Origin of the sequence: Paenibacillus yonginensis (assembly GCF_001685395.1) — a bacterium.
Classification (GTDB): Bacteria; Bacillota; Bacilli; order Paenibacillales; family Paenibacillaceae; genus Fontibacillus; species Fontibacillus yonginensis.
The window spans coordinates 300,037-325,716 of the sequence record NZ_CP014167.1 but is presented as its reverse complement, the minus strand read 5'-3'; the positions used below and the strand labels follow the sequence as shown (position 1 = coordinate 325,716).

Here is a 25,680-nt window from a genome sequence, read left to right as displayed (position 1 = left end):
TGTTATACCCCATTTTCTTTCAGATCCGCCGACCAGGCCCTATACGGCTCTCCCTGCCCGTAAATATAAATCTGCCGTTCCCCGGACTCCGCAACTTCCATATATAAATGAATTCTGGAATCCGGAAGCAGCTCCTCGATCAGGCTGCCCCATTCCACAAGCGTTACGCCGTCTCCGAAGAAATAGTCATCCAGTCCAAGCTCGTCAGCTTCTTCCAAGGACAAGCGATATACGTCCATATGATAAAAAGGCAGCCTGCCTGCGTATTCCTTGATAATGGTAAAAGTAGGACTGTTCACCTGCTCCTTGACGGCCAGCGCTTTGGCAAAAGCCTGGGAGAAAGCCGTCTTCCCGGCTCCTAGATCGCCGTCCAGCACGATCACCGTCCCCGGTGCCGCAAGCCCGGCCAGCCTGGCTGCCAGCCGCTGTGTATCCTCCAGCCTGCCCGCCCGGTAGACAAGCTGCGCAGATGTTTTATTGATCAACGCGCTTACCGCCTTTCCGCTCAAGCAGAAACGGGCGCCGATTGCGGCATAGCCGCAAACCATGACGCGTTTCAGTGAGTAGGGTCTAATTTCCGGCTTGCACCTTAACGGTTTAAAGCCCTGATTTTTCTATCCCATTATATATTTCATGCGTATGTCCCGCAAGGACGGACAGCAGGCCGAAAGGGAATTTCACCGATAACTCCCTGAAATAATAAAGCATAGGGCAAGCATACTAAAGGCAGCAAGCTCCTCATGCAGGAGCCGATTGCCTATACGGAAAGGAGTTGCAGCCATGCATACCGTCTGGAAAGGAGCGATCAGCTTCGGTCTTGTTCATGTCCCGGTGAAGATGTTCTCCGCCACGGAAGATAAAGACATTTCCATGAAATATATTCACAAAACCTGCGGCAGCCCGATTTCATATGTTCGGCGTTGTCCCTCCTGTGACAAAGATGTGGAGTGGGATGAAATTACCCGCGGATATGAATATGAAAAAGGGAAATATGTGCTGTTTGATAAAGAAGAGCTGGAGCAGCTCGCCGAACGCAACAACAAAACGATAACGATTCTCGATTTTGTGGATTTGCATGAGATCGATCCGATCTATTTCCAGAAAACCTATTATTTATCTCCCGATCAGGCGGGCTCCAACGCTTACCGCCTGCTGCTTCAGGCGATGAGAGATACCGGCAAGATCGGCATCGCCAAAATTGCCATCCGCTCCAAAAGCAGTCTTGCCGCGATCCGCGTGCTGGAGGACGACTGCCTTGCTGTCGAAACCATCTTCTATCCGGATGAAATCCGCCCGGTCTCCCAGGTTCCGGGTCTGCCAGAACAGGTAGAGGTGAACGACAAGGAGCTGACGATGGCCAAGCTGCTGATCGAGCAGCTCTCCACTCCCTTTGAACCTGAGAAATATACGGATGATTACCGGGCAGCCCTGCTCGATCTGATCCAGCATAAGGTCGCCGGGGAGGAAGTTTCCCTTGCGCCTGCCAAACCGAAGACGAATGTCATTGATCTGATGGCTGCCCTGCAGGCCAGCATTGAAGCCGTTCGTCCGATCGGTACCGATCCGGGAACAGCAGCCTCTCCCGCTGCTGCCCGAACATCCCGGACAAGCAAAAAAAACAAATCCGCTGATAAAACGGCCGGGGCGACAGGCGCCGAAGCCGGAACCCAAGCGGGGGCCGCCGGAACAACCCGCACTACATCCGGCCGCAGCAAAGCTGGAAGCAAGACCGCGGCGGCCCAAACCAAAGCCAAAACGAAAGCTCCGGCTGAAACCGGGAAAGACACGGGCAAGGGCGCTGTGAGGCCAGCCGCTTTATCAGCGTTGACCGAACCGCCCAAACCCAAGCGCAGAACCGCAAAACCAAAGCAGTCCTCCTGACAGGCTTTAAGACTTACCCGGCTTAGATCTGTTCCACCGTACACTGCTCCGGGCTGACGCCCGCCAGGCTCTGAAGCACGGGATGGCGGAGCGTCCAGCCGCTGGTCCATTCCAGATATTCAACCTTCACCGTGAGGGACGGCAGCATCCAGGCCGCCCCTTTTAGCCGTGCCGGCACATTGTGAAACGGGCGATTCGGGATCTTCAAGCGTTCCGCCTCCGCGGTCAGGAAACGCCAATCCTGCACCGTGAACTTGCCTGCTCCGGCATGTCCGATATAAAGGAATTTTCCCGCCTCGTCGTAGAGACCAAGCAGCAGGGCATTTACGATGCCGTCGCGGTAAGTGACCCCTCCAACAGCTGCATATAAATCACGGAAAAATTTCTTCTTCTGCCAGCGTTTATCTTTCCCGCCTACCGCATAAGTACTGTCCAGATCCTTGCAAACCACGCCTTCCCAATGATTTTGGCGCATCACCTCGAACAGCTGCTCCGCATCCGGATAGTTCTGGCAGAGCTGCACCCGCTCACCGGGAACGATGATTTGCTCCAGCAGCCGCTGGCGTTCCTCCAGCGGACGGTTGGTCACCCATTCGCCATTGCAGTATAAAAGATCAAAAATCATATAACTCACGGCGATCCGATCGGCGGCAAAACGGATTTCGTCCGCCTTGCGCAGGCTGTCGCGTTTCATAATGGCATGGAAAGAAGGTTTGTTATTTTCGATGGACATCATCTCGCCGTCCAGAATAAACGACTGGGCCCTGCAGTATGGCCTGCTGTCTGTAAATTCCGGATATTGAAGGGTCCGCTCGTTGCCCTTCCGGTTAATCAGTCTGCTGCTGGTCCCTCCGTCATGATAGGTCAGCATGCGAACGCCGTCCCACTTGACCTGGGCGGCCCAGCGCTCGCCGGCTGGCAGCGTCTCCGTAGTTAAAGGTTCAAAGGGCTGAACCGCTTTGATTTCCACCTGAGTTCCCTCGCTTTCTACAAAAAACTCTCTTACAGCATTTCCCTTCGGGCTTCCCTCCATTCTTGCAGGTTCGACCTCATAAACGTTTCTCCACCGGGGAATTCTAGGCTTAAGCCGCGGCGAAACCCGCCGCCTATCCGAGCAAGGGGGGTTATCCGGTTATGCCTGCCGCTGTAAAAGGGTCCATTCAAATTGAAGGCCAAGAAATCATCATTTCCAATCTGGACAAGCTGCTTTGGCCAGAAGCCGGAGTGACCAAGCTGATTTATCTGCAGAAGCTGGCCGAGCTGGCCCCGTTCCTGCTGCGAAGATGCCGCAACCGGCTGCTGACGACGATTCGTTATCCGGGCGGCATCCATGGTTCTTTTTTCTATCAGAAAAATGCTCCGCAGCCGCTGCCGGACTTTGTGACCACGGCCGAGCATGAAGGCATCCGCTACGTTGTGCTCGACAGCCTGCCTACTTTGTTATGGATGGGCAATCTGGCCTCGATTGAATTCCATCCTTCGCTGCATTATATCGGTCAAACGCTTCCCTGCGAGTGGATTATCGACCTGGATCCTTCCGTAGAGGAGGAGCCGAGAATTATGGAGGCGGCGAGTTACGTAGGCGATTGTCTATCCTCACTTGGATTGGAGTCGGTGCCGAAGACTTCCGGGGCAACCGGCGTACAGATTATCGTACCCATCCATTATGGAATCACCTTTGACGAGCTGCGTGCCATCGGGCATTTTGTCGCCCGTTATGTCACGGAGAAACATCCCGATCTGTTTACGATCGAGAGGCTGAAGAAGGACCGGGGGAACCGGATTTATTTTGATTATCTCCAGCATTATTCCGGCAAAACGATCGCTTCCGCTTATACGCCCCGCGCCAAGAAAGCGGCCAGCGTCTCCACGCCGCTAACCTGGGACGAGGTCCGCCGCAACCCGAAACCTTCCGACTATCATCTGCTGAACATCGGAGCAAGGCTGAAGCAAACAGGCGACCTGTTGGAACAGGTCCCTCCTCAATCACTCGAGTTGATCTTAAAACATTTATTGAATAAATGAGGAGTTAGAGGTTCGCTTTTAAAGGAGCGGGGAGAGCAGTCTGGCCAGCAGCTCCATCGCTTTTTGCCGGCGCGGCCGTTTCAGGAAGGTTTCCAGCAGCACGGGCCTGCACTCCTGCAGGTCCTCTTCAAATTGCTCAGCCAGCTCCCTGATCCGAGCAGCATCAAACAAAATTGCCGTCATTTCAAAGTTGCTGAAGAAGCTCCGCATATCCAGGTTGGCCGACCCTACCGTTGCCAGCAGATCGTCAATAATCATCACCTTGGCATGCACAAATCCTTTGGCATATTGATAGAATTTAATGCCGGATTGAAGCAATTCTTCCACGTAAGACAGGGAAGCCCAATGCACAAGCCGGTTGTCGGAATGATAAGGAATGATGATTCGGACATCAACGCCGCTGACCGCTGCGGTCTTCAAGGCCTGAAAGATCCCGTCGTCCGGAATGAAATAGGGGGTCGTTATCCAGATCCGTTCGGAGGCTATGGAGGCGGCTCCAAACCACATTTCCTGAATGGCATTCCAGTGCTGGTCCGGTCCGCTGGTCAGAATCTGATTCTGCTCGCGGCCTCCGCAGTTATGAACCGGAAAGTAGCGGGCCTCTTCGATCTGCTCGCCGGAGGCCAGCTTCCAGTCGCCAAGAAACGTATTCTGCAGAAAATAAACCGCATCCCCCTCTAGCCGCAGATGAGTATCCCGCCAATATCCCATTTTGGGATGCAGACCCAAATAATCATCACCGATATTGATGCCGCCCATAAAACCTATTCGGCCGTCGATGACAACGATCTTGCGATGATTGCGATAGTTCACCCGTTTATCCAGCAGAGCGATCCAAGGCGGCAGAAAATAATGAAATTCCACTCCGGCCTCTTTCAGCTCGCCGATAAACCGCTTCTTCAGCTTCACGCTGCCCAGCCCGTCGCACAGCAGACGCACCTTCACGCCCTCCCGCGCTTTACGAATCATCACGTCCTTGAACCGGCTGCCGATCATGTCGCTGCGGAAGATATAAAACTCAATATGTATATGGTCTTGGGCCTGTTCCATCGCTTCTAGCATGGAAGGAAAGGTCTCCTCCCCATCTTTAAGCGCCCGGGTGGCATTGCAGCCGGTAATCGGGCTTTCAGACAAATGCGTCAGCAGCTTGAACAGCCGTTCCCGGTGGACAAAATCCGGATGAAGCATTTCTGAGGCGTCTTTAACAATGCGAGACTGCGTCCAAAGAAGCGCCTTCATATCCCTGAACAGTCTCGACCCTTTCTGCCGGAGCCTGCGCCGGTTCTTGTAATCCCTGGCTGCAAAATAATAAATAACAAATCCGATAAACGGCACGCAGAACAAAATAAATAACCAGGCCACCGTTTTGGGAGCGCTGCGAAACTCCAGAATCAGAATCGTGGCGATTTGAAAAATAAAAGCGATCAGTACAAATAAGAGCCACAGCAAGAGCATCACTCCTCCTAATCAGGATTAACCATCCTGCTGCCTTCTTATTCGTTTGCTTCAACATATTAAGCTTCTACTTAAACTCCCGCATATTAATCTGAAAACATAGCATGTTTATGCCTGAGCGAGAATACATAATGGATAAGCAAGCTTTGATTCTATTACGGATCGGAAAGGAGTCATTATGAGAGCTGCAAGAACTTCGCAGGGCTTGACTCTGCTGGTGCTCAGGGAAAGCCGGTCGCCTGTCAGGCAGCTGCATGTGCCGAAGCCTATATTGGTGTTCGTCCCTTTTGCCGCGATCTTGTCCATCTCCGGTTTGATTATCAGCCTTCAGCTCAGGTCCGCCGACCGGATTGCCGGTTTGGAGCAGGAGCTGGCAGCAAAGCAGCTGGAATGGAGCTCCAAACAGCTCGCCATGGAGGCCGTTGTCTCCGATAAAGAAGAAGCGCTCCGGAGGCTGCGCGGCCAGGTCGTCAGCTTGTCCCGGCAGTCCCAGGACGTCCAGAAACGGCTCCAGACGGTCTCTGCCCTTCAGAAACAGCTTGAGCAATTTCTCGGCGGCGAACGGAGTGTACGCACTTCTTCTGCAGCCGGAGCCATCAGCCCCTCCGCCGATGACCTCAAGCCTTCAACGCTTCAATGGACCGGAGAGAACGCCGTAGGCGGCGAGTTTATCGCGGTCCATCAGCTTGGCACCGAGAAGCTGATCGAAGACACCGAAGACGACTTTAAGGCGATCCATTCGCTGATCGATCAGATGCAAAAGCAAGTCCCTGTCCAGCTGGACAAAGCCCAAGCCAGACTGGAGGCGTTATCCTCCACTCCGTCTTTATGGCCTACTCCTTCGCGGACAATTACGTCCAGTTTTGGTTACCGAGGCGATCCCTTCACCGGAAAATCCGCTTTTCATGCCGGCATCGACATTGCCGGGAATACCGGTGATCCCGTTTATGCAGCCGCTGCAGGCACTGTAACCTCCGTCCAACGGGACGGCTCCAGAGGGAACTTTGTTGTCATCAGGCATTCCAACGGCCTCGAAACCTGGTATATGCATCTAAGCTCTTCCCTGGTTAAGCAAGGCGACAGCATTTTAAAAGGCCAAACGATCGGCAAGCTCGGCAGTACGGGCCGGAGCACAGGCCCTCATCTGCATTTTCAGGTCATGAAGAAACAAGAACCGGTCAACCCTCTTCCTTACATTCAATAAAGCCGGCCATTAAGCCATTAAGCCATTTTCATAAAATCTATAGCAAGGAGGCAGCTTCATGAAAATGTCCAAGACAAACAAAAACACTTATACCCTTATCGGCCAGGGAAGCGATATGGAAGGAACTCTCCGCAGCGAGTCCGGCATAAGAATTGAGGGCATCTTTCGCGGCGAAATCGAAAGCTCAGGCGAGGTGGTCATCGGGGCGAGCGGTGAAGCCCATTCCAACATCAAAGGTTCAACCATTATCGTCGCAGGCAAAGTATTCGGCGATGTCGTTGCCGAAGGACGGCTGACGCTGCTCGAGAACGGGCATATCGTCGGGAACATTGACGCCCGCTCCCTCGTTATTTCCGAAGGCGGACGCTTGAACGGGGAAACCCGGATGGATCACCCCGCTGCTGAAGGCCGTGCCGCATTGGGCAAAAGCGCCATCCAAACGGGGGCCGAAACCGTTTAATTTGTATTTATAGGTTCTCATTTCTAAAGATCACCCCGCTGTTAAGCAGGTGATCTGTTTTTGTTTTTCAGGACTTATTTAGGACTTATTTAGGACTTATTCAGGGCTTATCTCCCGCTGCAAACCCTCCACCTTTTCCTTATATTGCCTTGGTTCTTATGCCGCATTCCTGGGAACCTTATTGGCAAGGAACGGTTCCGCATGTTTAGTCGTGACTTGCTCATTTGCACTTTAGTTCTGTGACTTATTGCATAGAAAGCGCTTTTTACAACCTAAAAAAAAACAAACCTCATCCCTTAAATTCACGTCTTGATGGAAGCGCTTCAGAAAGTAACAATAGACATATAACAAATCTAGGGGGCATTGAAAAATGGCGAACAAACCACTCAAAACATTAGCTATAGTTCTGGCTGGCGCACTCACTTTGGGCCTGGCTGCATGTGGAAACGCTAACAACAACAGCAATTCCGGAGCCGCTTCTTCAAACGGCGGATCCAGCAGCTCCGGCAGCGACAAGAAGGTAACCATTACCTTCCAAAACATTTATCCAGACCAAACTACACCGTCTTACAAGACGCTGCATGATCTGGTAGACAGCTATCAGAAAGAGCATCCAAACGTTAAGATCGAACTCGACACCCTGAATACAGACCAGCAAAAGGTTAAACTCAAAACACAGGCCGCTTCCAAAGAAGTACCTGACATCACGATTGTTAACCCTGCTGCTCAAATGAAACCTTTCGTAGACGCAGGCCTTTTGGCTCCGCTGAACGATATGCTGGACCAAAATGGTCTGAAAGACACTTATCAAGCCGGCCTGCTTGATAACTACACTTTTGACGGCAATGTATACGCGATTCCGGACGGCAACAACATCGAAGTTGTTTATTACAACAAAGATTTGTTCCAGCAAGCAGGTATCTCTCAAGTGCCTACCACTTTTGATGAGTTCCTGTCCGACGTGAAAGCGCTCAAAGCGAAAGGCATCACGCCAATTGCTATCGGTGAAAAAGATACCTGGACCGGTTCCTTCCTGTTCATGAATATTCTGCTCCGTACAAACGGCGGCCCTGGCTTCCTGCAAGACGTGGTTGACGGCAAGAAAACCTTTGAAGATCCAGCCTTCATCGAAGCTGTTGACCGCTTCCAGGATCTCGTTCAAGCCGGCGCATTCCCTGATGGCGCAACTTCCATCGACGCTAATGCAGGCGGCAACTTGTTCAAAACCGGCAAAGCTGCGATGTTCATCATCGGTACTTGGGAAACCGGCGCCATCGACGGTTCGTCTGTAGGCAGCCAAGTAGGTGCATTCCGCTTCCCTACAGTTGACGGCAAAGGCGATCTGAACGATTTCATGCTGGCTCCTGGCAGTGCGTTTGCCGTATCCGCTAACAGCGAACACCTGCAAGAAACTAAAGATTTCCTGAACTACTTCGGCGTGAACTATCCTAAGAAACAATTTGAATACAAAAACGCTGTAGGCCTGGGCCAAAAAGTGGACGGGGACCTGAAAGCAGCTGGTTACTCTAATCTGTCCATGGATATCGCGGCTATGTTCAATGACATCAAAGGCGGCGACCTTGCCTTCGATAACACGATGAATCCTGCTGTAGCCCAAGTTCACTTGAACAGTATCCAAAACCTGTTTGTACAAAAAGTGGATTCCAAAACTGTAGCTAAAGAGCATCAAGCCGCATTTGAAGCCAACAAATAATAACGGCTTTTGACCCCGGATGCGAAGAAGCCGATAAAGCTCCTTCGCATCCTGCTTTTACGAAAAGATATATATAAAGGGAGGCGGAGAAACCATGAATGTCCTGAAAGTTCCGGCCCGTACAATCGCCGTGTTTGTGCTTCCGTGTCTGCTGTTGTACGTTGTGCTTGTGTTTGTACCTATTCTCGTATCCTTCTATACCGGCCTTCTTAGCTGGGATGGGATTACAACCGCGAAGTTTGTAGGTTTCGATAACTTCAAAACGATGTTTTTTCATGATCCTGTGTTCTGGCCTTCCGTACGGCGGACCTTGCTGTACGCGGTAGCTTCCATGCTTGAAATTCCTGTGTGTTTGTTTATGGCCATCATGCTGAATCGTTTCATTAAAAAAAGAGCAAACACCCTGGTTTCCATCTATTTTGTTCCGGTTATTCTTTCGGTCGTTATCATCGGCCAACTTTGGAAAACGATTTACAATCCGGCGTCCATGGGCGGCATGCTGAACGGCATTCTCGTCTCCCTGGGACTGGACAGCTGGCAACACGGCTGGCTGACAGAACCAAAAATCGCCATTTATTTCGTCTATATCATTTCGCTCTGGCAATTCTTTGGTTATCACCTGCTGATCCAGTTTACTGGGGTTCAGAACTTGCCGGAGGAAGTTTATGAAGCGGCTAAGATTGACGGCGCCGAGGGCTTTAAAGCAGACCGTTACATCACGCTGCCGCTGATAGTGCCGATCTTTAAAATTTCGATCGTGCTTGCGTTTATCGGTTCCCTCCAGGCCTTCGATATGGTTATGGTTGTAACCGGCGGCGGTCCTGCGCACGCAACGGACGTTATTTCGACCCTGATGTACAATAACTCCTTCATGTCTCTGAAATATGGATACGGCAGTGCGATCGCGACCTTCCTCGTTCTCGTTTGTCTGATTTGTACATTCATCATCAACTTTGTTTTTGGTCGCATCGAGAAAAAAGTAGGATAAGGAAAGGAGATCACGATTATGAAATACGTAAAAAAAGGACTCGTGTATCTTCTGTTCGCGATTCCTGTCGTTACCCAATTGTACCCGCTGCTTTGGCTGTTCCTGTATTCCTTGAAATCAAACGAAGAGATTTTGGGCGGAAGCTTCTTCTCCCTGCCTAAACAATTCCTGTGGGGCAACTACAAGGAAGCCTACGAGAACGGCAACTACCTTCAGTACTTAGGCAACAGCGTGCTGGTAACCGTGTCCACCATGGTATTTGTTATTCTGCTTGCTTCCATGGTTGCTTACGCGATCTCCCGCTTCCGCTGGAAATACGGCAATGCCGTTATGCTCGTCTTCCTGATGGGTATGATGATTCCGATGCAGGCAACACTGCTGCCTCTGATGCTGATCTTCAAGAACTTGAAATTCGGCGCTTTCCACGTGCTGGATACGCCATTGTCCTTGATTCTGCCTTACATCGCCTTCCAGCTTCCGATCGCGATCTTCATCCTGTCCGGCTTTATGAGAAGCATCCCGGGCGAAATCGAAGAATCCGCGTTTGTGGATGGCGCCAGCATTTACCGGATCTTCCGCAGCATCATTCTTCCGATTTCGGCTCCGCCGATGATGACCGTCTGTATCCTGACCTTCATCAATATCTGGAACGAATATATCATGGCTGCTACGTTTATCTCTTCCGAGAGATGGAAAACCCTGCCTTTCGGCATCTACTCATTCGTCAGTCAATATTCGGTTAACTACGGCGATATTGGGGCCTTCCTGATTATGGGCGCTCTGCCGGTTATCATTATCTACTTTGTCCTGTCCGAGCGCATTACCAAAGGTATGGTTGCCGGTGCGGTTAAAGGCTAACAGAATTTAACAGAGTGGGTTTGTTTTTCAACAAAACCGCATTATAATGAAACAGCAGAACACCACAACGGGGGGAGTAATTCCTTGAGGAAAGGCATTCATTCCATACACCACAGGTTGTTTCTGCTGTTTTTGTTTTGCATGTCCGGCATTCTATTGATTGTCAGTCTGCTCTACTACAACAGAACAACCTCTGAGTTCCATCAGAAGATCAGCGACTTATCTACCAAAAACGTCTCTCAGACCGTAGCGTTGTTTGATCTGCTTTACAAAGGTTATGACAGCTTGTCCAAAACCTTGAGCAATAACTTTGATATGGTCCGAGTGCTGAGCGAAACGACCGATGAACCGGCACTTCAATATATCAATGAACAATCCATCACCAATATGATTGGCGCAGTCTTTTATTCGCGGGAAGACCTGATCGGCATCCATGTCATCACGAACAAAGGCAAAATCTATAATTACGGCAACTACTTTAACATCGTTGACCCGAATTACCGTTTCGAGGACTGGTATAAAGAGCTGACGGAATCATCCGGCCGGCTGGTGCTGCTCGGGGTCTTCCCCCATTCGCTGATTGATCAGAACGAAAGCCGTCCCGTCTTTGCTTTCGGGCGGCAGATTTACAATCTGGATGAACATAAGCCGATCGGCATTGTGCTTTATGAGACGGATTCCAAACCGATTCTGTCCGCGCTCGATAACCTGAAGTTAAGCGCCCATAGTCAGGTTTATCTGATGTCGAAGGATGACCGTGTTATTTTCTCAACCGATACGTCCGGGGAAGACGCCCCCAAATTGCCTGCTATGACGGATTCTCAGGATGTGGTCGTGCAGCAGGACAAACAAAAGCTTACCGTGGCCTCCAGCCTGCCCTTCTCGGACTGGGCGGTAGCCAGTGTAACCCCCAATCAGGACCTTAACGTCGAAATGGTTCAGATGCAGCGTTATCTGCTGATCGTCATTACGATTCTGATCATTGTGTCGGCTTTAATTGCCTCCATGGTATCGAGAACGATCTCCCAGCCTCTCATCCGGCTGATCCGGGAGATGAAACAGGTGGAGATCGGCAATTTTCGCGGTGAAGTGAATGTGACCTCCTACATGGAAATCAACAGCCTTGTTGCCTCCTTCAACCGGATGGTCCATCGGATTGAAGAGCTGATCGAACGTGTGAAGATTTCTTCGGTCAGTGAGAAGAACGCCGAACTGCATGCTCTCCAATCCCAAGTGAACCCGCATTTTCTGTACAACACCCTGGATATGATTTATTGGATGCTGGATGAGAAAGGACAAGACAACTTGGGCGAAGTGGTGCTTTCCCTGTCTCACATGTTCCGTTACAGCAGCCAGTGGCAAGCCGGGGCCAAGGTGACGCTTAGGGAGGAACTGGAGCAGATCCAGCATTATCTGACCATTATCAAAATGAGACTGGAGGGCCGTCTTCAGGTCGAGGTTCAAATTGAAGACAACCTTATGGATATCCGTCTTCCGAAGATGACTCTGCAGCCCGTAATCGAAAATGCGGTCAAACACGGGCTGGAAGCTTTGGACCGGCCTGGCAGACTGCTGGTCCATTCCAGAGAGCAAGGCGACACCCTGGAAATTATTATTCAGGACAACGGCAACGGCATGGAACAGCCCGTGCTGGGGCGCCTCAAGCAATCTCTGAATGGCGGCCAGGAGCTGGAGACAGGCGCAAAAAGCGGAGGCATAGGCCTGATCAACCTGCACCGAAGATTGCAGTATATGTACGGCCCTGAAGCCGGCTTGGAAATTGAAAGCTCGCCCGGACAAGGAACAACGGTCATCATTAAGCTGCCACAGCTGGAGGAAGGAGGAACAGGCTTGTGAATATTCTGATTGCAGACGATGAACGCGCAATCCGGGAAGGCATCAAACGGACAATTCTTCAGACATTCCCGGAACATGAGGTGGACGTGGCCGAATCCACAGCCGAAGCTGCAGAGCTGCTGGGCAGCAAACGGATCGACATCGTATTAACCGATATTTTAATGCCGGGCATCAATGGTCTTGAGTTCATGAGAATGTCCAAACACCGTTACCCTTATGTGAAATGGGTGGTCATCTCCGCCCATAATGAATTTGCTTACGCTCAGGAAGCCGTCCGTCTGGGCGCCCGCGATTATCTGCTTAAGCCGATCGGCAAAAAGAGACTGGCTGAGCTGATTGAAGAGCTTGAGGATGAGGTTCGGCTGGAGCTGGAAACTTACCGGGAGGAAGAACTGCTGAAGTCCAACCTGAAATATCTGCGCGAAGGCGTCTTCCAGCGGCTCGCTTCCGGGCTCGATACCGGCAATCTGAACCTTGAACCCTTTATTGAAGATTACCCAAGCTTCTATTTGATTCTTGTCCAGCTTGATGCCGGTGACCGCAACGTGAATCTGGAGCATTTCATTATTGAAAATGTGCTCTCCGAGCTGATCGACCGCTGCGGCGGCGGATTCGTGGTCAGTTATGACCGGCAAAGCGTGCTGGGGCTGTTCACGCCCGCCGACTCAAGCAGACTGGAGAAGCTGCAGACACAGCTGAAGGAGCATATGAACCACTACCTGAAGGTTCCGTTCCAAATCATGTATTCGGATGAGAATCGCGATATCCGTTCGGTTCCGCAAATAATTATGAAGATGCGCAAAACGTCTCCGATCAAATTGCCCGAACCGGTGAAGGGCAGCGGAGAAACCGCAATTGATGTGGCCCTTCAGTACATTAATGAGCATTACAATGAAGACTTGTCCCTGGAACGTATTGCTTCGGTTGTATTCCTGAATCCGGTTTATTTCAGTCAGCTGTTTAAGCAGAAGACCGGTCAGGGCTACAAGGAATACGTCATTTCGCTCCGGCTGGAGCATGCCAAACAGCTGCTGCTTAACCCGGGCTTCAAGCTTGCGGAAATCGCGGAACGGATCGGCTATCAGGACATGCGGCATTTCACCCAGGTGTTCCGGAAGAAATTTGGTCTGACTCCAACCGAGTTCAGGCAGAAACAGATTAGCAGCTCGAAGTGATCTGCAAATGATCTGCAAGGGATAGATAATAAAACCCGCAAGCTCCTTGATAATTGGAGAGCTTGCGGGTTTAGTTGTTACGGCGCTTTAGACGCCGATTGCTTTAGCTTCAAATTAAGCTGCGTTAAGCCGCGTTAAGCGCATTAAGCCGCGACATCTCTTTTGATGAATACAATCCAGGAAACGGCCAGAAAAACAATCACATAAACGGCCAGCACCACAGCCGAAAATCCCAAAGTCATGCCGGCCGTCCCGCTGCCAAGCATATACCGGCTCAAATCCATATTGGTGAACAATACATATTTGGCCCAGCTGTAACGTTCCGGGTCCAGCAGCAGCTGAAAGATGTTGCGGGCAAACAAGATAAACATCGCCAAACCGATTGCAATCCCGCTGCTTCTAAACAGGGTTGACAGCATAAAAGCAAAGATGCAGATCACCATTAAATCGACGTACCGGTACAGCAGCATCTCCATGCTGTAAGAGAACGCGGAATGCCCTCCAGGATAACTGCTGCTTGAAGTGCCGTGAAAGAGCGCAAAGGAAAGAATAAAATCGACCGCCATAAACAGAACCGTCAGCAGCAGGGAAAATAAAATGCCGGCAAGGAGCTTGGACAGCAGGATTTTCCCCCGCTTCCATGGACGGATCAGCAGCAGTTTGATCGTACCCCAGCCAAATTCCGAAGCCACAATGTCTGCAAAGATAACCGCTGAAAAAATGGAGACCAGCACGTACATAACCGTCAGCTCCGAGAACATGTCCCAAGGACCCGGTTCATTGTTCATGCTGACCTTCATCAATACGGCAATCAGTGCCGGAATCAATATCACCAGGCCCATCATCACCCAGGTCCGAAGGCGCCTGTAAATCTTCATATTTTCGTTGTTTATCAATTGGAGAAAGTTACCCAATTTGACCGCCTCCCGTCATTTCCAAAAATTGATCCTCCAGCGAGCGAGTCAGCGTACGAATGCCATAAATACGGATGCCTGCGGTTGCCAGCCGGGCGTTAAGCTCCGCTACCTCTTCCTTGTCCGCTGTTACGATCAGCAGCGAACCTTCCAAGCGGCCCGCACCGGCTATAGCCGCTGCTGCCTCCGGCTTGTCCACTTCAAACGCGGTTTCCTGTTTGCTGGTTTCGGCATTTTCCCTCAGCGATTTCACATCCACCAGCTTGCCCTGCTTAATAACGGCAACCGTATCACACATCAATTCCATTTCAGCAAGCAAATGGCTGGAGACAAACACTGTTGTTCCCTCTTGGTGAGCCAGCTCGCGCAGATAGTCGCGCAGCTCCCGAATGCCCTGGGGATCCAGGCCGTTGGTCGGCTCGTCCAGCACAAGCAGCTTGGGCCGGTGCAGAATCGCTTGGGCCACGCCAAGCCGCTGCCGCATGCCAAGGGAATAAGTTTTGACCTTCTCGTGAATCCGATTGGTTAATCCGACGCGGGCAACAGCTTCATCGATCCGGGCTTTGGTCACGCCGGGACTCATGCGGGCATAATGCAGCAGATTCTGATAGCCGGTCAGAAATTTGTACATCTCGGGGTTCTCGACAATAGCCCCGATTTGTTTCATAGCTCCTTCAAAATCCTCTTTGACACTTGAATCTCCGACATAGATATCGCCTTGGCTGATTGACATCAGCCCGACCATCATTCGGATGGTTGTCGTTTTCCCGGCTCCGTTTGGACCCAGGAATCCATAAACCTGACCAGCGGGGATTTCCAGGTTCAAATTGTCGATCAGCGTTTTGCTGCCAATCTTCTTGCTGACGCCTTTAATCCGGACTACCGGTTGTTGGCTCATTGTGGGGCTCACTCCTCATCTTTTACTTATACAACCCTCATTCAGGCAGTATTTTCCTTAATTGTATCACATCCAGCAAATTTACACTTTCCATTTGGCTGCCGAACAGTCGAACGTTGTCCAATCTTCCCCTGGAATTGTAAAAAATAAAGGCCGGGTTCAAGGAAACCATCCTTTTGCCCGGCCTTTCATCTGTACTCCATTCAATTCGGTTAGTGCGATCATCAGCTCAATATCAGATCATCAGTTGCCCGCTCTGGCCATCTCGCGCATATTCGCTTCAAAGGCAGCCAGCAGCGCTTCTTCGCCCTGCAGTCCGTCGTCATGGACTTTGCGAATCTGCTCGAGCATCCGTTTGTAGTCTTTCGGAATGACACGTACAAATTGCGGCAGCGACTCGGACCAGCTGTCCAGCACTTTGCGGCCGATCTTGCTGTCCGTATACAGAACGTGACGGCTGATCAGCTTGCGCAGCTCCTCCTGCTCCGCTGCTTCCTCTACCCGCTCCAGCAGCACCATTTCCAGGTTGCAGCGGTCAAGGAACGTTCCTTCCGGATCGTATACATAAGCGATGCCGCCAGACATGCCCGCCGCGAAGTTGCGGCCGGTGCCGCCCAGCACGACTACACGGCCTCCTGTCATATATTCGCAGCCGTGGTCGCCCACACCTTCTACTACGATGTTGGCTCCGGAATTGCGGACCGCAAACCGTTCTCCGGCGATGCCGTTGATATAGCCTTCGCCGCCAGTTGCCCCGTAGAAAGAGGTGTTGCCGGCGATGATGTTCTCTTCCGGAGCAAAGGTTGCTTTCGGCGACGGCTTCACGATCAGCTTGCCGCCGGACAATCCTTTACCGGTATAGTCATTCGCATCGCCTTCAACGGACAACGTCATACCGCGGGGCACAAACGCTCCGAAGCTCTGTCCTGCCGAACCTTCAAAGTGGAAGCTGATCGTATCCTCAGGCAGCCCTTTGGCGCCGTATCTGCGCGTCACTTCACTGCCGAGCAGCGTGCCGGTTGCCCGGTCAACGTTGGTAATCGGGAAGCTGGCGCTTACCGCTTCGCCCCGCTCCAGGGCAGGCGCAGCAGCTTTAATCAGCTGCTTGTAATCCAGCGTCTCTTCGATGCCATGATTCTGCTGGCGCGTGCAGTAGCGCGCGGAGCCTTCCGGAACCTCCGGCATATGCAGCAAGCCGGACAGGTCGACGCCTTTTTTCTTCCAATGATCAATCGCTTCATTGGTATCCAGGCAGTCGGTGCGTCCGATCATTTCATTCAGGCTGCGGAAGCCAAGCTCCGCCATCCATTCACGAAGATCTTCGGCAACGAAGGTCATAAAGTTCACAATGTGCTGCGGATCGCCCGTAAAGTTCTTGCGCAGCTCCGGATTTTGGGTGGCTACGCCGACCGGACAGGTATCCAGCTGGCACACCCGCATCATAATACAGCCAACCGCAACCAGCGGCGCTGTGGAGAAGCCGTATTCTTCGGCGCCGAGCAGCGCAGCAACCGCCAAATCGCGTCCGTTCAGCATTTTGCCGTCCGTCTCCAGTACGACGCGGTCGCGGAGCTTATTGAGCATCAGTGTCTGATGCGTTTCAGCAAGGCCCAGCTCCCAAGGCAGACCCGCATGGCGGATCGAGCTTTGCGGGGAAGCGCCTGTGCCGCCGTCATAACCGCTGACCAGGATCACGTCCGCACGGCCTTTGGCCACGCCGGCCGCAATCGTGCCTACACCCGCTTCGGATACTAGTTTCACGTTGATGCGTGCTCGCGGGTTGGCATTTTTCATATCGTAAATGAGCTGCGCCAAATCCTCAATCGAATAAATATCGTGGTGAGGCGGCGGAGAGATGAGGCCTACGCCCGGCGTAGAGCCGCGTACCTCGGCTACCCAAGGGTAAACCTTGCGTCCAGGCAGCTGACCGCCTTCGCCCGGTTTAGCGCCCTGAGCCATCTTAATCTGAATTTCATCCGCATTGACCAGATAATGCGACGTTACACCGAAACGGCCGGATGCAATCTGTTTGATTGCGCTGCGCCGGGAATCGCCGTTCGCATCCGGAATATAGCGGGCAGGGTCCTCGCCGCCTTCGCCGGTGTTGCTCTTGCCGCCGATCCGGTTCATGCCGATGGCAATGGTTTCGTGCGCTTCCTTGCTGATCGAGCCGAAGGACATTGCCCCTGTCTTGAAGCGTTTCATAATGGAAGCGGCGGACTCCACTTCTTCGATCGGCACCTTAGGTCCGACCGGCTTCAGCTTGAGCAGGGAACGCAGCGTCAAATGACGTTCGTTCTCCCCTTCCACCAGCTTCGCGAATCTCTTGTACAGGTTATAATCTCCGGTCCGCACGGCCTGCTGCAGCAAATGAACGGTCTGCGGGTTGAACAGGTGTTCTTCGCCATCCGCTCTCCACTGGTATTCGCCTCCGGTATCCAGCACATCGTCGCGTCCGCTTTGGTCGGTAAAAGCCCGGTAGTGCATGGCCAGATTCTCCATCGCCACCTCTTCGATGCCGATGCCGCCGATCCGTGACGGCGTCCAGGTGAAGTAGCTGTCCACAAATTCCTCTTTCAGGCCGACAGCTTCAAAAATCTGCGCGCCGCGGTAGGATTGAATGGTCGAAATCCCCATTTTGGAAAGCGTCTTGACGACCCCTTTGGTCGCCGCCTTAATGTAGTTCCGAATCGCTTTCTCCACCGAAAGCCCGGTGATCATTCCCTGCGCGATCATATCGCGGATCGTCTCAAACGCCAGATACGGATTGACCGCACTGACGCCGTAGCCGAGCAGCAGCGCAAAATGGTGCACTTCGCGCGGTTCGCCGGACTCCAGCAGAATCGTAACCTTCGTGCGGGTCTCCCGTTTGATCAGGTGATGGTGCAGGCTGGACACAGCCAGCAGCGAAGGAATAGCCGCGTTCTCCCCATCCACGCCGCGGTCGGACAGAATCAGCACATTATGACCTTTGTCGATGACCCGGTCAGCCGCTTCGCACAGCGTAGCAACCGCTTGACGAAGACCTTCCGCGCCTTCGGACGCCGGGAACAGGATCGGGATCGTCATCGAACGGAAGCCCGGACGATGCACGTGGCGCAGCTTCGCGAATTCCTCGTTGGAAAGAATCGGCGTCTCCAGCCGGATCTGTCTGCAGCTTTCCGGCTCCGGATTCAGCAGGTTGCGTTCCGGACCTACCGTCGTCCAGGTCGAGGTCACCAGCTCCTCGCGTATGGCATCAATCGGCGGGTTGGTAACCTGGGCAAACATTTGTTTAAAATAATTGAACAACCGCTGCGGGCGGTCGGATAATACCGCGATTGGAGCGTCATAGCCCATGGAGGCAATAGCCTCCTGGCCTGTAAGGGCCATCGGTTCAAGCACCTTGCGCAGCTCTTCGAACGTGTAGCCGAAAGCAAGCTGCTGCTGGGTCACGTTATGATGATCCGGCTCCGGCATTGCAGGCGCTTCAGGCAGCTCTTCCAGCGTAATGAGGTGCTCATCCAGCCAGTCGCGGTACGGATGCTCCGCGGCAATTTGCTGCTTCACTTCCTCGTCGGAGATGATCCGGCCTTCTTTGGTATCCACCAGCAGCATCCGGCCGGGACGCAGGCGGTCCTTCAGGCGGATATTTTCCGGCGGAATGTCAAGCACTCCTGCTTCCGAGGACAACACGATCAGATCATCTTTCGTTACGTAATAACGGGATGGACGCAGACCGTTCCGGTCCAGAATCGCGCCGATCTGAATGCCGTCGGTGAAGCCCATTGCCGCAGGGCCGTCCCATGGCTCCATCAGGGTGCTGTGGTATTCGTAGAAAGCTTTTCTCTCTTCAGGCATACTGCTGTGGTTGTTCCATGGCTCCGGCACCATCATCATCGCGACATGCGGCAAAGAGCGCCCGGCCAAGTACAAAAATTCAAACGTATTGTCAAACATGCCCGTATCCGAACCATCCGGATTGATGACCGGTTTGACCTTCTCCAGATCATCCCCGAACACGTCGCTTTCGAACAGGGATTGGCGGGCACGCATCCAGTTTACGTTTCCGCGCAGTGTATTGATTTCGCCGTTGTGGATCATGAAGCGGTACGGATGCGCTCTTTCCCAGCTTGGGAAGGTGTTCGTGCTGAAGCGGGAGTGAATAAGCGCAATCGCCGATTCCAGCCTGGAATCCTGCAGGTCCAGATAGAACTGGCCAACCTGCTCCGTTGTCAGCATGCCTTTATAAACGATCTTGCGGCAGGACAAACTTGGCATGTAGAACTGATCGCCGAGTTCTGCTCCTCCATAACGAATGTCCAGCTCGGCTCTGCGCCGGATTACATACAGCTTGCGTTCAAAGTCGATATCCGCCTTGAGCCCTTTGCTGCGTTTGATAAAAATTTGCCGGACGTAAGGTTTGGCCGCCTTCGCGGTTTGGCCGAGCATTTCATCGTAAGTCGGCACCGTACGGAAGCCAAGCACCTCCTGCCCTTCTTCCCGGGCAATTTCGGCAAGGCGATTTTCCTGTCTCGCGCGGACTTCCTCATCATGCGGCAGAAAAATCATGCCGACACCGTATTGGCCCGGCTCAGGAAGATGGAAGCCCAGCGCTTCGCATTCTTCGGCAAAAAAAACGATGCGGAATCTGCAGAAGAACCCCCGCTCCGTCTCCGGAGTTTGGTTCGCTGCCCTGTCCGCCGCGGTGCTCCATGGCGACCAGCATCGTTAAAGCCTGGGTAACAATGTCATGGGAAGCGCGGCCTTTAATATGGGCCACAAAACCCATGCCGCAGGCGTCTTTTTCAAACGTCGGATCGTACAGACCCTGTCTAGCGGGAATGTCAGTATGTTTCATACTCATGCAACCTTTCTGTACGTTATTTCTTCCAAATCAGGAGACAAAATCTATTAGAATCAAAGAGGGTTAACGATATTCAGGAACCAAACGTTCATGCATAAATATTCAGCGTGGAATCCTATTAGTTTTAATATTTTAGCACTGCAAAGCTTAAGAGGATAATACAAACTTTTTATGATCTAAAAAAGTTTTTTTATGACCGGCGATGGAAGTTATTTCTTCCGGTCATCATCCACGTCATATATAATAACGTGATTTTATTTTTGAATGAATAATTTATACAATTTTTCTGTATATTTATGCTATTTCAACCGTTTATTCATTCAAACCTTTAATACCTAACATTTATTTAACGTAAAATAGCTCTTAGATCCAATTGACCAGCCATCAAAGACAAGTTTATGTTATATTACATGACTCAAACCTAACAAATTGACAGCGCTTTATTTGTGGGGAAGTGCCTATATAAAAGTATTTTTTATATATATTCAGCCAATGTACAATTCGCTCCGCTTCCTAAAATAGGCGCTATCAGCCCTTCCGAAGAACTTCCTAAACGCAAACAAGCTGCTCCAAATCCGGAATCGGACTTGAAACAGCTTGTGGTTGCCTCAGCTTTTCAGCTGGGTTAAACGGACGCCGCGGTCTGCTCTTTCTGGGTCGATACAGACGTCTCACGAGGCGTATGTGTAACGAAATAAAGCAAAGTCAGAGCTACGAAAATAACCGCATAGATCAGAAGCAGATCTAGCTGGCTCCACATCAGGCTGAAATCGCCGCTGGCAATAACCCCTTTGAAGCCTGCTACCGAATGGCTCATGGGCAGCCATGGATGAATCGGCTGCATCCAGTCCGGAAGCAGCTCTACCGGGAAGGTGCCGCCGCTTGTAGTCAATTGGAAGATCAGAAGCAGAATGGCTACAAACCGTCCTGGCTGATCCAGCCATGTCACAATAGCTTGAATGATCATCATAAATGTGAAGCTGCTGATGAAGGTAAACAGGTAAAAGCGCGGTACGCTGGCTACCTCGAGTCCCACAATGCTGTGTACGATAAACGCCGCAACCAGCGACTGGAACAGGCTCATCGCTCCAAAGGTCAGGAACCGGCTGACGAAACGCTGCCAAGCCGTGGCTCCCTCCACAGAGGTCCCTCTCAGCGACAAGATAATTGTAGAAAGCAGCGCCCCTACGAACAAACCAAGAGACAGGAAGTAGGGCGCGATGCCGGTACCGTATTTACTGATCTTCCGGCTGTCGTTCTCGTTCACGTCTACAGGCTTGGCATACATCGAGACCACATCATCGCCGCTTTTCACTTGAGCGGTCTGATCTGCGGCATCGTTCAGCTTGCTGGCCAATTCGCCTGAGCCGCTGACCAGATCCTCCATGCCGCTCTTCAAGGTGCCGGCGCCTTCATCCAGCTGCTTGGAGCCGCTGGCGAGCTGATTGACGCCGCCGCCGAGCTTCGCTACGCCTTGCTGCAGCGTATTTGTCCCCGCTGCCAGCTGCCCGGCCCCGGCTGCCACCTGATGGCCGCCGGAAGCTGCTTCGGCAAGCTTCTTGCCGAACTCGCTCATGCCCTGCGCCAGCTGCGGACCTGCGGCCTGCAGCTTAGCCGCGCCTTGCACCAGCCGCTCCTGTCCGCTTACAACCTGATCGCTGCCAGTCGCAAGCTGCTGATTGCCGGACACCAGCTGGTTGCTGCCTTCAAGCAGCTGCTTCTGCCCTTCCTGCAGCTTCTGAGTCCCCTGGGCAACAGCCTGGCTGGTTGCCAGCAGCTTCTGCACATCGGCATTCTGAGCCAGCTCAGGGTTTGCTTTAAGCAGCTGCTCCAGCCCCGCTGCCACACCGCTAGCCCCCTGCACCAGCTGACCGGTGCTGTCTACCGAGCTCTGCAGACCCTGCTGCAGCTTCTGGCTGCCTTCCAGCGCAGAATGGATGCCCTGATTAATTTGACCATCCGCGGCCTGGGTTTGCTTCAGCCCGTCTGAAAGCTGATTTACACCGTCAACCGCTTGGGCTGTTCCGCTTTCAAGCTGCTTATGCGCTGCGCTCAGCTGATCCAGACCGCCTGCCAAAGTTGAAGTGCCGCTGGCCAGGTCTTTGGCTCCGCTGTTAAGCTTGCTGACGCCCTTCGCCAGCGGACTTAAACCGCTGCTGAGCTCGTTTGTTCCTTGCACCAGTTTATTTAAATTCTCTTTCAGCTTGGCTGTACCGTCCTCCAGCTTGCTGGCTCCATCATGGATATCGCCTGCTCCGCTGCCGGCATCGGCCAGGCCGCTGGAAAGATCGGTCACTTTACCCAGCAGGCTTTCCGTGTAGGCTTCCGTCACTTTCGCGGAGACCTGGGATTTGATGTCCTTAACAGCACTGTTGCCGATCTGGCCGGCAATGAAGTTGTAATCCCCGTTCGGCTCGTAGATCAGCTCGGCCGGCTGAGGATTATCGTCCATTAAGGTTGTCGCCTGGGAAGAGAAATTCTCCGGAATGGTAATCTTCATATAATATTTGTTGTCGGCAATCCCTTGTTCGGCTTCCTGCTCGTTGACAAACTTCCAGTCAAATTCCTTGTTCTTCTTCAGTTCATCGACCAGGTCGGAACCGATATGCAAGGAGTTGCCTTCATATTCGGCCCCTTTGTCCATATTGACTACTGCTACAGGCAGTTTATCAAGATGGCCGTAGGGATCCCAGAAGGCTGCAATCAACATGCCGCTGTACAGAATAGGCACAAAAATCACGGCAATAAACGAAATGATATTCAGCGGCTTCTTCGCGCCGAATTTCAAGTCTTTCAGAAAGACAGATAACGCCTTCATGACAGGCTCCTCTCCTTTGCTCCAATTTTTTATACTTTGTACGGTCTTTTTCCCGGTCCTCAGGCCCGGAGGGCAAAACCTTCGCCCAAAATAATGCGGAAATACTGCTTGATCTCCTCTTTATCCAGAGGTTCGTGCTGCTTGCTCCAGTCAAGACTGAGCGCAATGTACAGCTTCAGCATAATAAAGGAAACAACCTTCGGATCAGTCTCCCTCATTTCCCCCTGCTGAACCGCATAGACAACCTGACGTTCGATATAATCGAGAATCACATTCTCCACACGCTGCATTGCTTCCTGTGCCTGGACCGTCCCGAAATCGCGGACCTCTTGGGCCAGCTTGACCAGCAAACCGTGTTCACTGCGGAAATCCAGCAGCACATCGAGCCCTTTGTACAGCTTGTCGAAGAAGGTCTGATCCTCATGAATTTCTCGGAGCACCACGGCCTTCATCTCCGCCAGGACCGAGCGCAGAATTTCATCAAACAGCTCTTCCTTGTTGGCAAAAAAGGTGTAAATCGTCCCTTTTCCGACGTTCGCTATTTTGGCCACCTGATCCATTGTCGTCGCCTTGTATCCGAATAGTGAAAAAGATTTGGCGGCCGCATCCAGCACCTGTTTGCGGCGGTCTATGGCAGGCATCGCTCTCCCCCTTCTTTCTGAAATAAACTAAACTGACCGAATTTCAAATTCGGTCAGTTGGTCAACCAACATCCAACACTTTACCACTCTTTAGGGAACAGTTCAATAGGATGCGGAGCATTTTTTATAAAAATATTTATATATCTCTTATTTATAGAAGGTATGATTGCCGATCGTTTTGGTTTTGGTTTTATGATAATGAACACTTAAATCCGTAGCGAGCTTCAAGGACAGAAAATAATACGTATCATCGCTGACTTCCTTACGTCCTTTCATAGCATCGGCTACCGCCTGCTTCGTATCTTCGTTTGGCTTAACACGTTTGAGGCGGCCGTTGGCTACCGGACTGAATTGGTGTTTTTCATAAATGACATCATGAATGGTATCGGGATAATTGGCTGAGCGCAGCCGGTTCAGGACAACGTTGGCTACGGCCACCTTGCCCTCGTACGGTTCGCCTTCCGCTTCTGCCATGACAATTTTCTCCAGGAGAAGCATATCTTCTTTGGTTACGGTATACGTGCGTGTCGCCTTATCTTTCTGATCCTTGGATAGCAGTGCTGTCCGTGTAAAGAAGAGGGTAACCGGAGGTTGTAGTTGAGAGGTTTGCAGCGTCTGTTCGGGCGACGCTTTAGAGGATGAGGCAGCTTGGGAGGCAGAGACTAACGCTGCTGCCTGCTGTTTGTTGGCACGGGAAAGAACCGTCTGGCCCGCTGCGGCGGGTTTGCCGGGATCATTGGTGCCATAGGAGGCCGTAAATTTAACGATATCAGGGTTCTGCGGAAAGGAATTAGCCCATTTCTGCTCCGCCGGTTTTAGCTTCTGAACCGCCGAACCAGGCGGCATATTCCAGCGGGATGACGTATACGAAAGCTCTGACAGCTCTGCCCTTGCTCCCATCTTCCCTCCCTGCTGAAGACTCCATAATAAAATAAATGCTCCTATACAAATAAAGATCGTGCTGATTAATAAAATTAAAATGCGGTTCTGTTTCAAAACTTCCATAATTTCCTCCTTGTTTCGGCATCTCTACTTTAGCGCTCCGCCCGAAACCTCCCGTTAACACAGGATTCAGAGCGCTTTGCTGGGTGTCTAAATTGAGCCCACTCTCCTTTATGTAACCCAAACCGGCAGGTTTGAATAACATGAGCTGAAAAAGACAATCTCCCCCGATAAAAAATGACACCTTTCGACAAAATCAACAAGAAAGAAGACTGATGCCACCCAACCCGGCATCAGCCTTCCGCTAGTTATTTAGTCATTATATCATACTTTTGTCCTATTTTGAACCCATTAGTCATTTCGTTGCCTTGCTCTGGCTTCGCCGCCCTTGCGGCCCGCTTCTTCCCGGCTCATTTTGCCGTCGCCTCCGTCATGCGGAGCTTTTCCGCCTTTAGAGCCAATCTCCTGGTAAAATTCCTTGTCATGGGAATCGGATGTGGCTTCGCCTCCTTTACGCCCGATATCCTGATAGAATTCGCGGTCATGGGAATCCGAAGTGGCTTCCCCGCCTTTGCGGCCAATTTCCTGATAGAACTCTTTATCATGGCTTTTGGCTGTTGCTTCTCCTCCCATTCGGCCTGCTTCTTCACGGCTCATTGGACGATTATTATCTCTTTGTGCCATTAGAATCACTCCTAGTTGAAGTTTGTTGTACCAACGGGTACGGTAGTATATTAAACTTCCCCCAGGCAATTAAACGCCCTTTAGCAGGATTCTTAGAAAAAAGAAAAAACCCGGAATCTCCGGGTTGAGTAAAATCGGGTTTATACGGCCTGCGTTTCCCTGCGCAAAGCTGAGGACTCCTGCACAGCACCAGGCACATATTCCGGGGCTACGGGCAGATACGTTTCCTTATCGATCAGAAACCCGCTTCCGACACGTTTGCCATTTACCGTTACCGTAATTTTCGTAAAACCGTTCATCTGCTGATTCATTTCCCTTTC

At 51.8% G+C, this 25,680-nt stretch carries 19 protein-coding genes and 1 pseudogene; 9 read left to right on the top strand and 11 right to left on the bottom strand.

Going from position 1 to position 25,680, the window contains the following annotated elements; genetic code table 11:
- Positions 1-2: 2 nt before the first annotated feature.
- Positions 3-482, bottom strand: a complete 480-nt coding sequence (gene tsaE, locus AWM70_RS01410) for a tRNA (adenosine(37)-N6)-threonylcarbamoyltransferase complex ATPase subunit type 1 TsaE (RefSeq protein ID WP_068700252.1) — start codon at positions 480-482, stop codon at positions 3-5.
- A 298-nt stretch (positions 483-780) separates the two neighbouring features.
- Between tsaE and ku the strand changes: the two genes are divergently transcribed.
- Positions 781-1,881 carry a non-homologous end joining protein Ku gene (gene ku / locus AWM70_RS01405; RefSeq protein WP_083180083.1) on the top strand — a complete coding sequence of 367 codons (1,101 nt, stop codon included), beginning with the start codon at positions 781-783 and terminating at the stop codon, positions 1,879-1,881.
- Positions 1,882-1,903: 22 nt separating this feature from the next.
- Here ku and AWM70_RS01400 read toward each other — a convergent pair whose 3' ends face one another.
- The gene (locus AWM70_RS01400) at positions 1,904-2,851 is read right to left on the bottom strand and encodes an ATP-dependent DNA ligase (RefSeq protein WP_068700250.1); all 948 of its coding nucleotides are present in this window, start codon (positions 2,849-2,851) and stop codon (positions 1,904-1,906) included.
- 164 nt (positions 2,852-3,015) lie between these two features.
- Here AWM70_RS01400 and ligD point away from each other — a divergent pair, with 164 nt between their 5' ends.
- A complete protein-coding gene (gene ligD / locus AWM70_RS01395) occupies positions 3,016-3,906 on the top strand; it encodes a non-homologous end-joining DNA ligase (protein ID WP_068693707.1) in 891 nt (296 codons plus the stop codon).
- An 18-nt stretch (positions 3,907-3,924) separates the two neighbouring features.
- Here the strand turns inward: ligD and cls are convergent, their stop codons facing one another.
- Positions 3,925-5,355, bottom strand: a complete 1,431-nt coding sequence (gene cls / locus AWM70_RS01390) for a cardiolipin synthase (RefSeq protein ID WP_068700248.1) — start codon at positions 5,353-5,355, stop codon at positions 3,925-3,927.
- Positions 5,356-5,539: 184 nt separating this feature from the next.
- Here cls and AWM70_RS01385 point away from each other — a divergent pair, with 184 nt between their 5' ends.
- The 7 genes from AWM70_RS01385 (at position 5,540) to AWM70_RS01355 (ending at position 13,617) form a co-directional block, all read left to right on the top strand.
- The gene (locus tag AWM70_RS01385; RefSeq protein WP_068693705.1) at positions 5,540-6,565 is read left to right on the top strand and encodes a M23 family metallopeptidase; all 1,026 of its coding nucleotides are present in this window, start codon (positions 5,540-5,542) and stop codon (positions 6,563-6,565) included.
- A gap of 58 nt (positions 6,566-6,623) precedes the next feature.
- The gene (locus tag AWM70_RS01380; protein ID WP_068693702.1) at positions 6,624-7,025 is read left to right on the top strand and encodes a bactofilin family protein; all 402 of its coding nucleotides are present in this window, start codon (positions 6,624-6,626) and stop codon (positions 7,023-7,025) included.
- 370 nt (positions 7,026-7,395) lie between these two features.
- Positions 7,396-8,739 carry a sugar ABC transporter substrate-binding protein gene (locus AWM70_RS01375; RefSeq protein ID WP_068693700.1) on the top strand — a complete coding sequence of 448 codons (1,344 nt, stop codon included), beginning with the start codon at positions 7,396-7,398 and terminating at the stop codon, positions 8,737-8,739.
- Between the two features lie 94 nt (positions 8,740-8,833).
- Positions 8,834-9,727, top strand: a complete 894-nt coding sequence (locus AWM70_RS01370) for a carbohydrate ABC transporter permease (RefSeq protein WP_068693698.1) — start codon at positions 8,834-8,836, stop codon at positions 9,725-9,727.
- A gap of 18 nt (positions 9,728-9,745) precedes the next feature.
- On the top strand, positions 9,746-10,585 hold the full coding sequence (locus tag AWM70_RS01365; RefSeq protein ID WP_068693696.1) for a carbohydrate ABC transporter permease: 840 nt from the start codon (positions 9,746-9,748) through the stop codon (positions 10,583-10,585).
- An 84-nt stretch (positions 10,586-10,669) separates the two neighbouring features.
- Complete coding sequence (locus AWM70_RS01360) at positions 10,670-12,442, top strand: sensor histidine kinase (RefSeq protein WP_068693694.1); 1,773 nt, start codon at positions 10,670-10,672, stop codon at positions 12,440-12,442.
- Positions 12,439-13,617, top strand: coding sequence for a response regulator transcription factor (locus tag AWM70_RS01355; RefSeq protein ID WP_068693692.1), 1,179 nt, complete (start codon positions 12,439-12,441; stop codon positions 13,615-13,617). Before AWM70_RS01360 ends, AWM70_RS01355 begins: the two co-directional genes overlap by 4 nt.
- Before the next feature lie 143 nt (positions 13,618-13,760).
- On the opposite strand, the gene AWM70_RS01350 is transcribed toward AWM70_RS01355, so the two are convergent.
- The 8 genes and pseudogenes from AWM70_RS01350 to AWM70_RS23365 form a co-directional block, all read right to left on the bottom strand.
- Positions 13,761-14,531: an ABC transporter permease gene (locus AWM70_RS01350; protein WP_068693690.1), complete on the bottom strand. Its 771-nt coding sequence runs from the start codon at positions 14,529-14,531 to the stop codon at positions 13,761-13,763.
- Positions 14,524-15,429: an ABC transporter ATP-binding protein gene (locus tag AWM70_RS01345; protein WP_068693688.1), complete on the bottom strand. Its 906-nt coding sequence runs from the start codon at positions 15,427-15,429 to the stop codon at positions 14,524-14,526. The genes AWM70_RS01350 and AWM70_RS01345 overlap by 8 nt, the downstream gene beginning before the upstream one ends.
- Before the next feature lie 243 nt (positions 15,430-15,672).
- Positions 15,673-20,269: pseudogene (gene gltB / locus AWM70_RS01340) on the bottom strand (glutamate synthase large subunit).
- A 631-nt stretch (positions 20,270-20,900) separates the two neighbouring features.
- Positions 20,901-23,093, bottom strand: coding sequence for a YhgE/Pip domain-containing protein (locus AWM70_RS01335; RefSeq protein WP_068693686.1), 2,193 nt, complete (start codon positions 23,091-23,093; stop codon positions 20,901-20,903).
- A gap of 59 nt (positions 23,094-23,152) precedes the next feature.
- Positions 23,153-23,734, bottom strand: coding sequence for a TetR/AcrR family transcriptional regulator (locus tag AWM70_RS01330; protein WP_068693684.1), 582 nt, complete (start codon positions 23,732-23,734; stop codon positions 23,153-23,155).
- A 147-nt stretch (positions 23,735-23,881) separates the two neighbouring features.
- Positions 23,882-24,739: a cell wall hydrolase gene (locus tag AWM70_RS01325; protein WP_068693682.1), complete on the bottom strand. Its 858-nt coding sequence runs from the start codon at positions 24,737-24,739 to the stop codon at positions 23,882-23,884.
- 288 nt (positions 24,740-25,027) lie between these two features.
- Complete coding sequence (locus AWM70_RS01320) at positions 25,028-25,360, bottom strand: KGG domain-containing protein (protein ID WP_068693679.1); 333 nt, start codon at positions 25,358-25,360, stop codon at positions 25,028-25,030.
- Between the two features lie 140 nt (positions 25,361-25,500).
- Complete coding sequence (locus AWM70_RS23365; protein ID WP_169823385.1) at positions 25,501-25,671, bottom strand: hypothetical protein; 171 nt, start codon at positions 25,669-25,671, stop codon at positions 25,501-25,503.
- Positions 25,672-25,680: the final 9 nt, after the last annotated feature.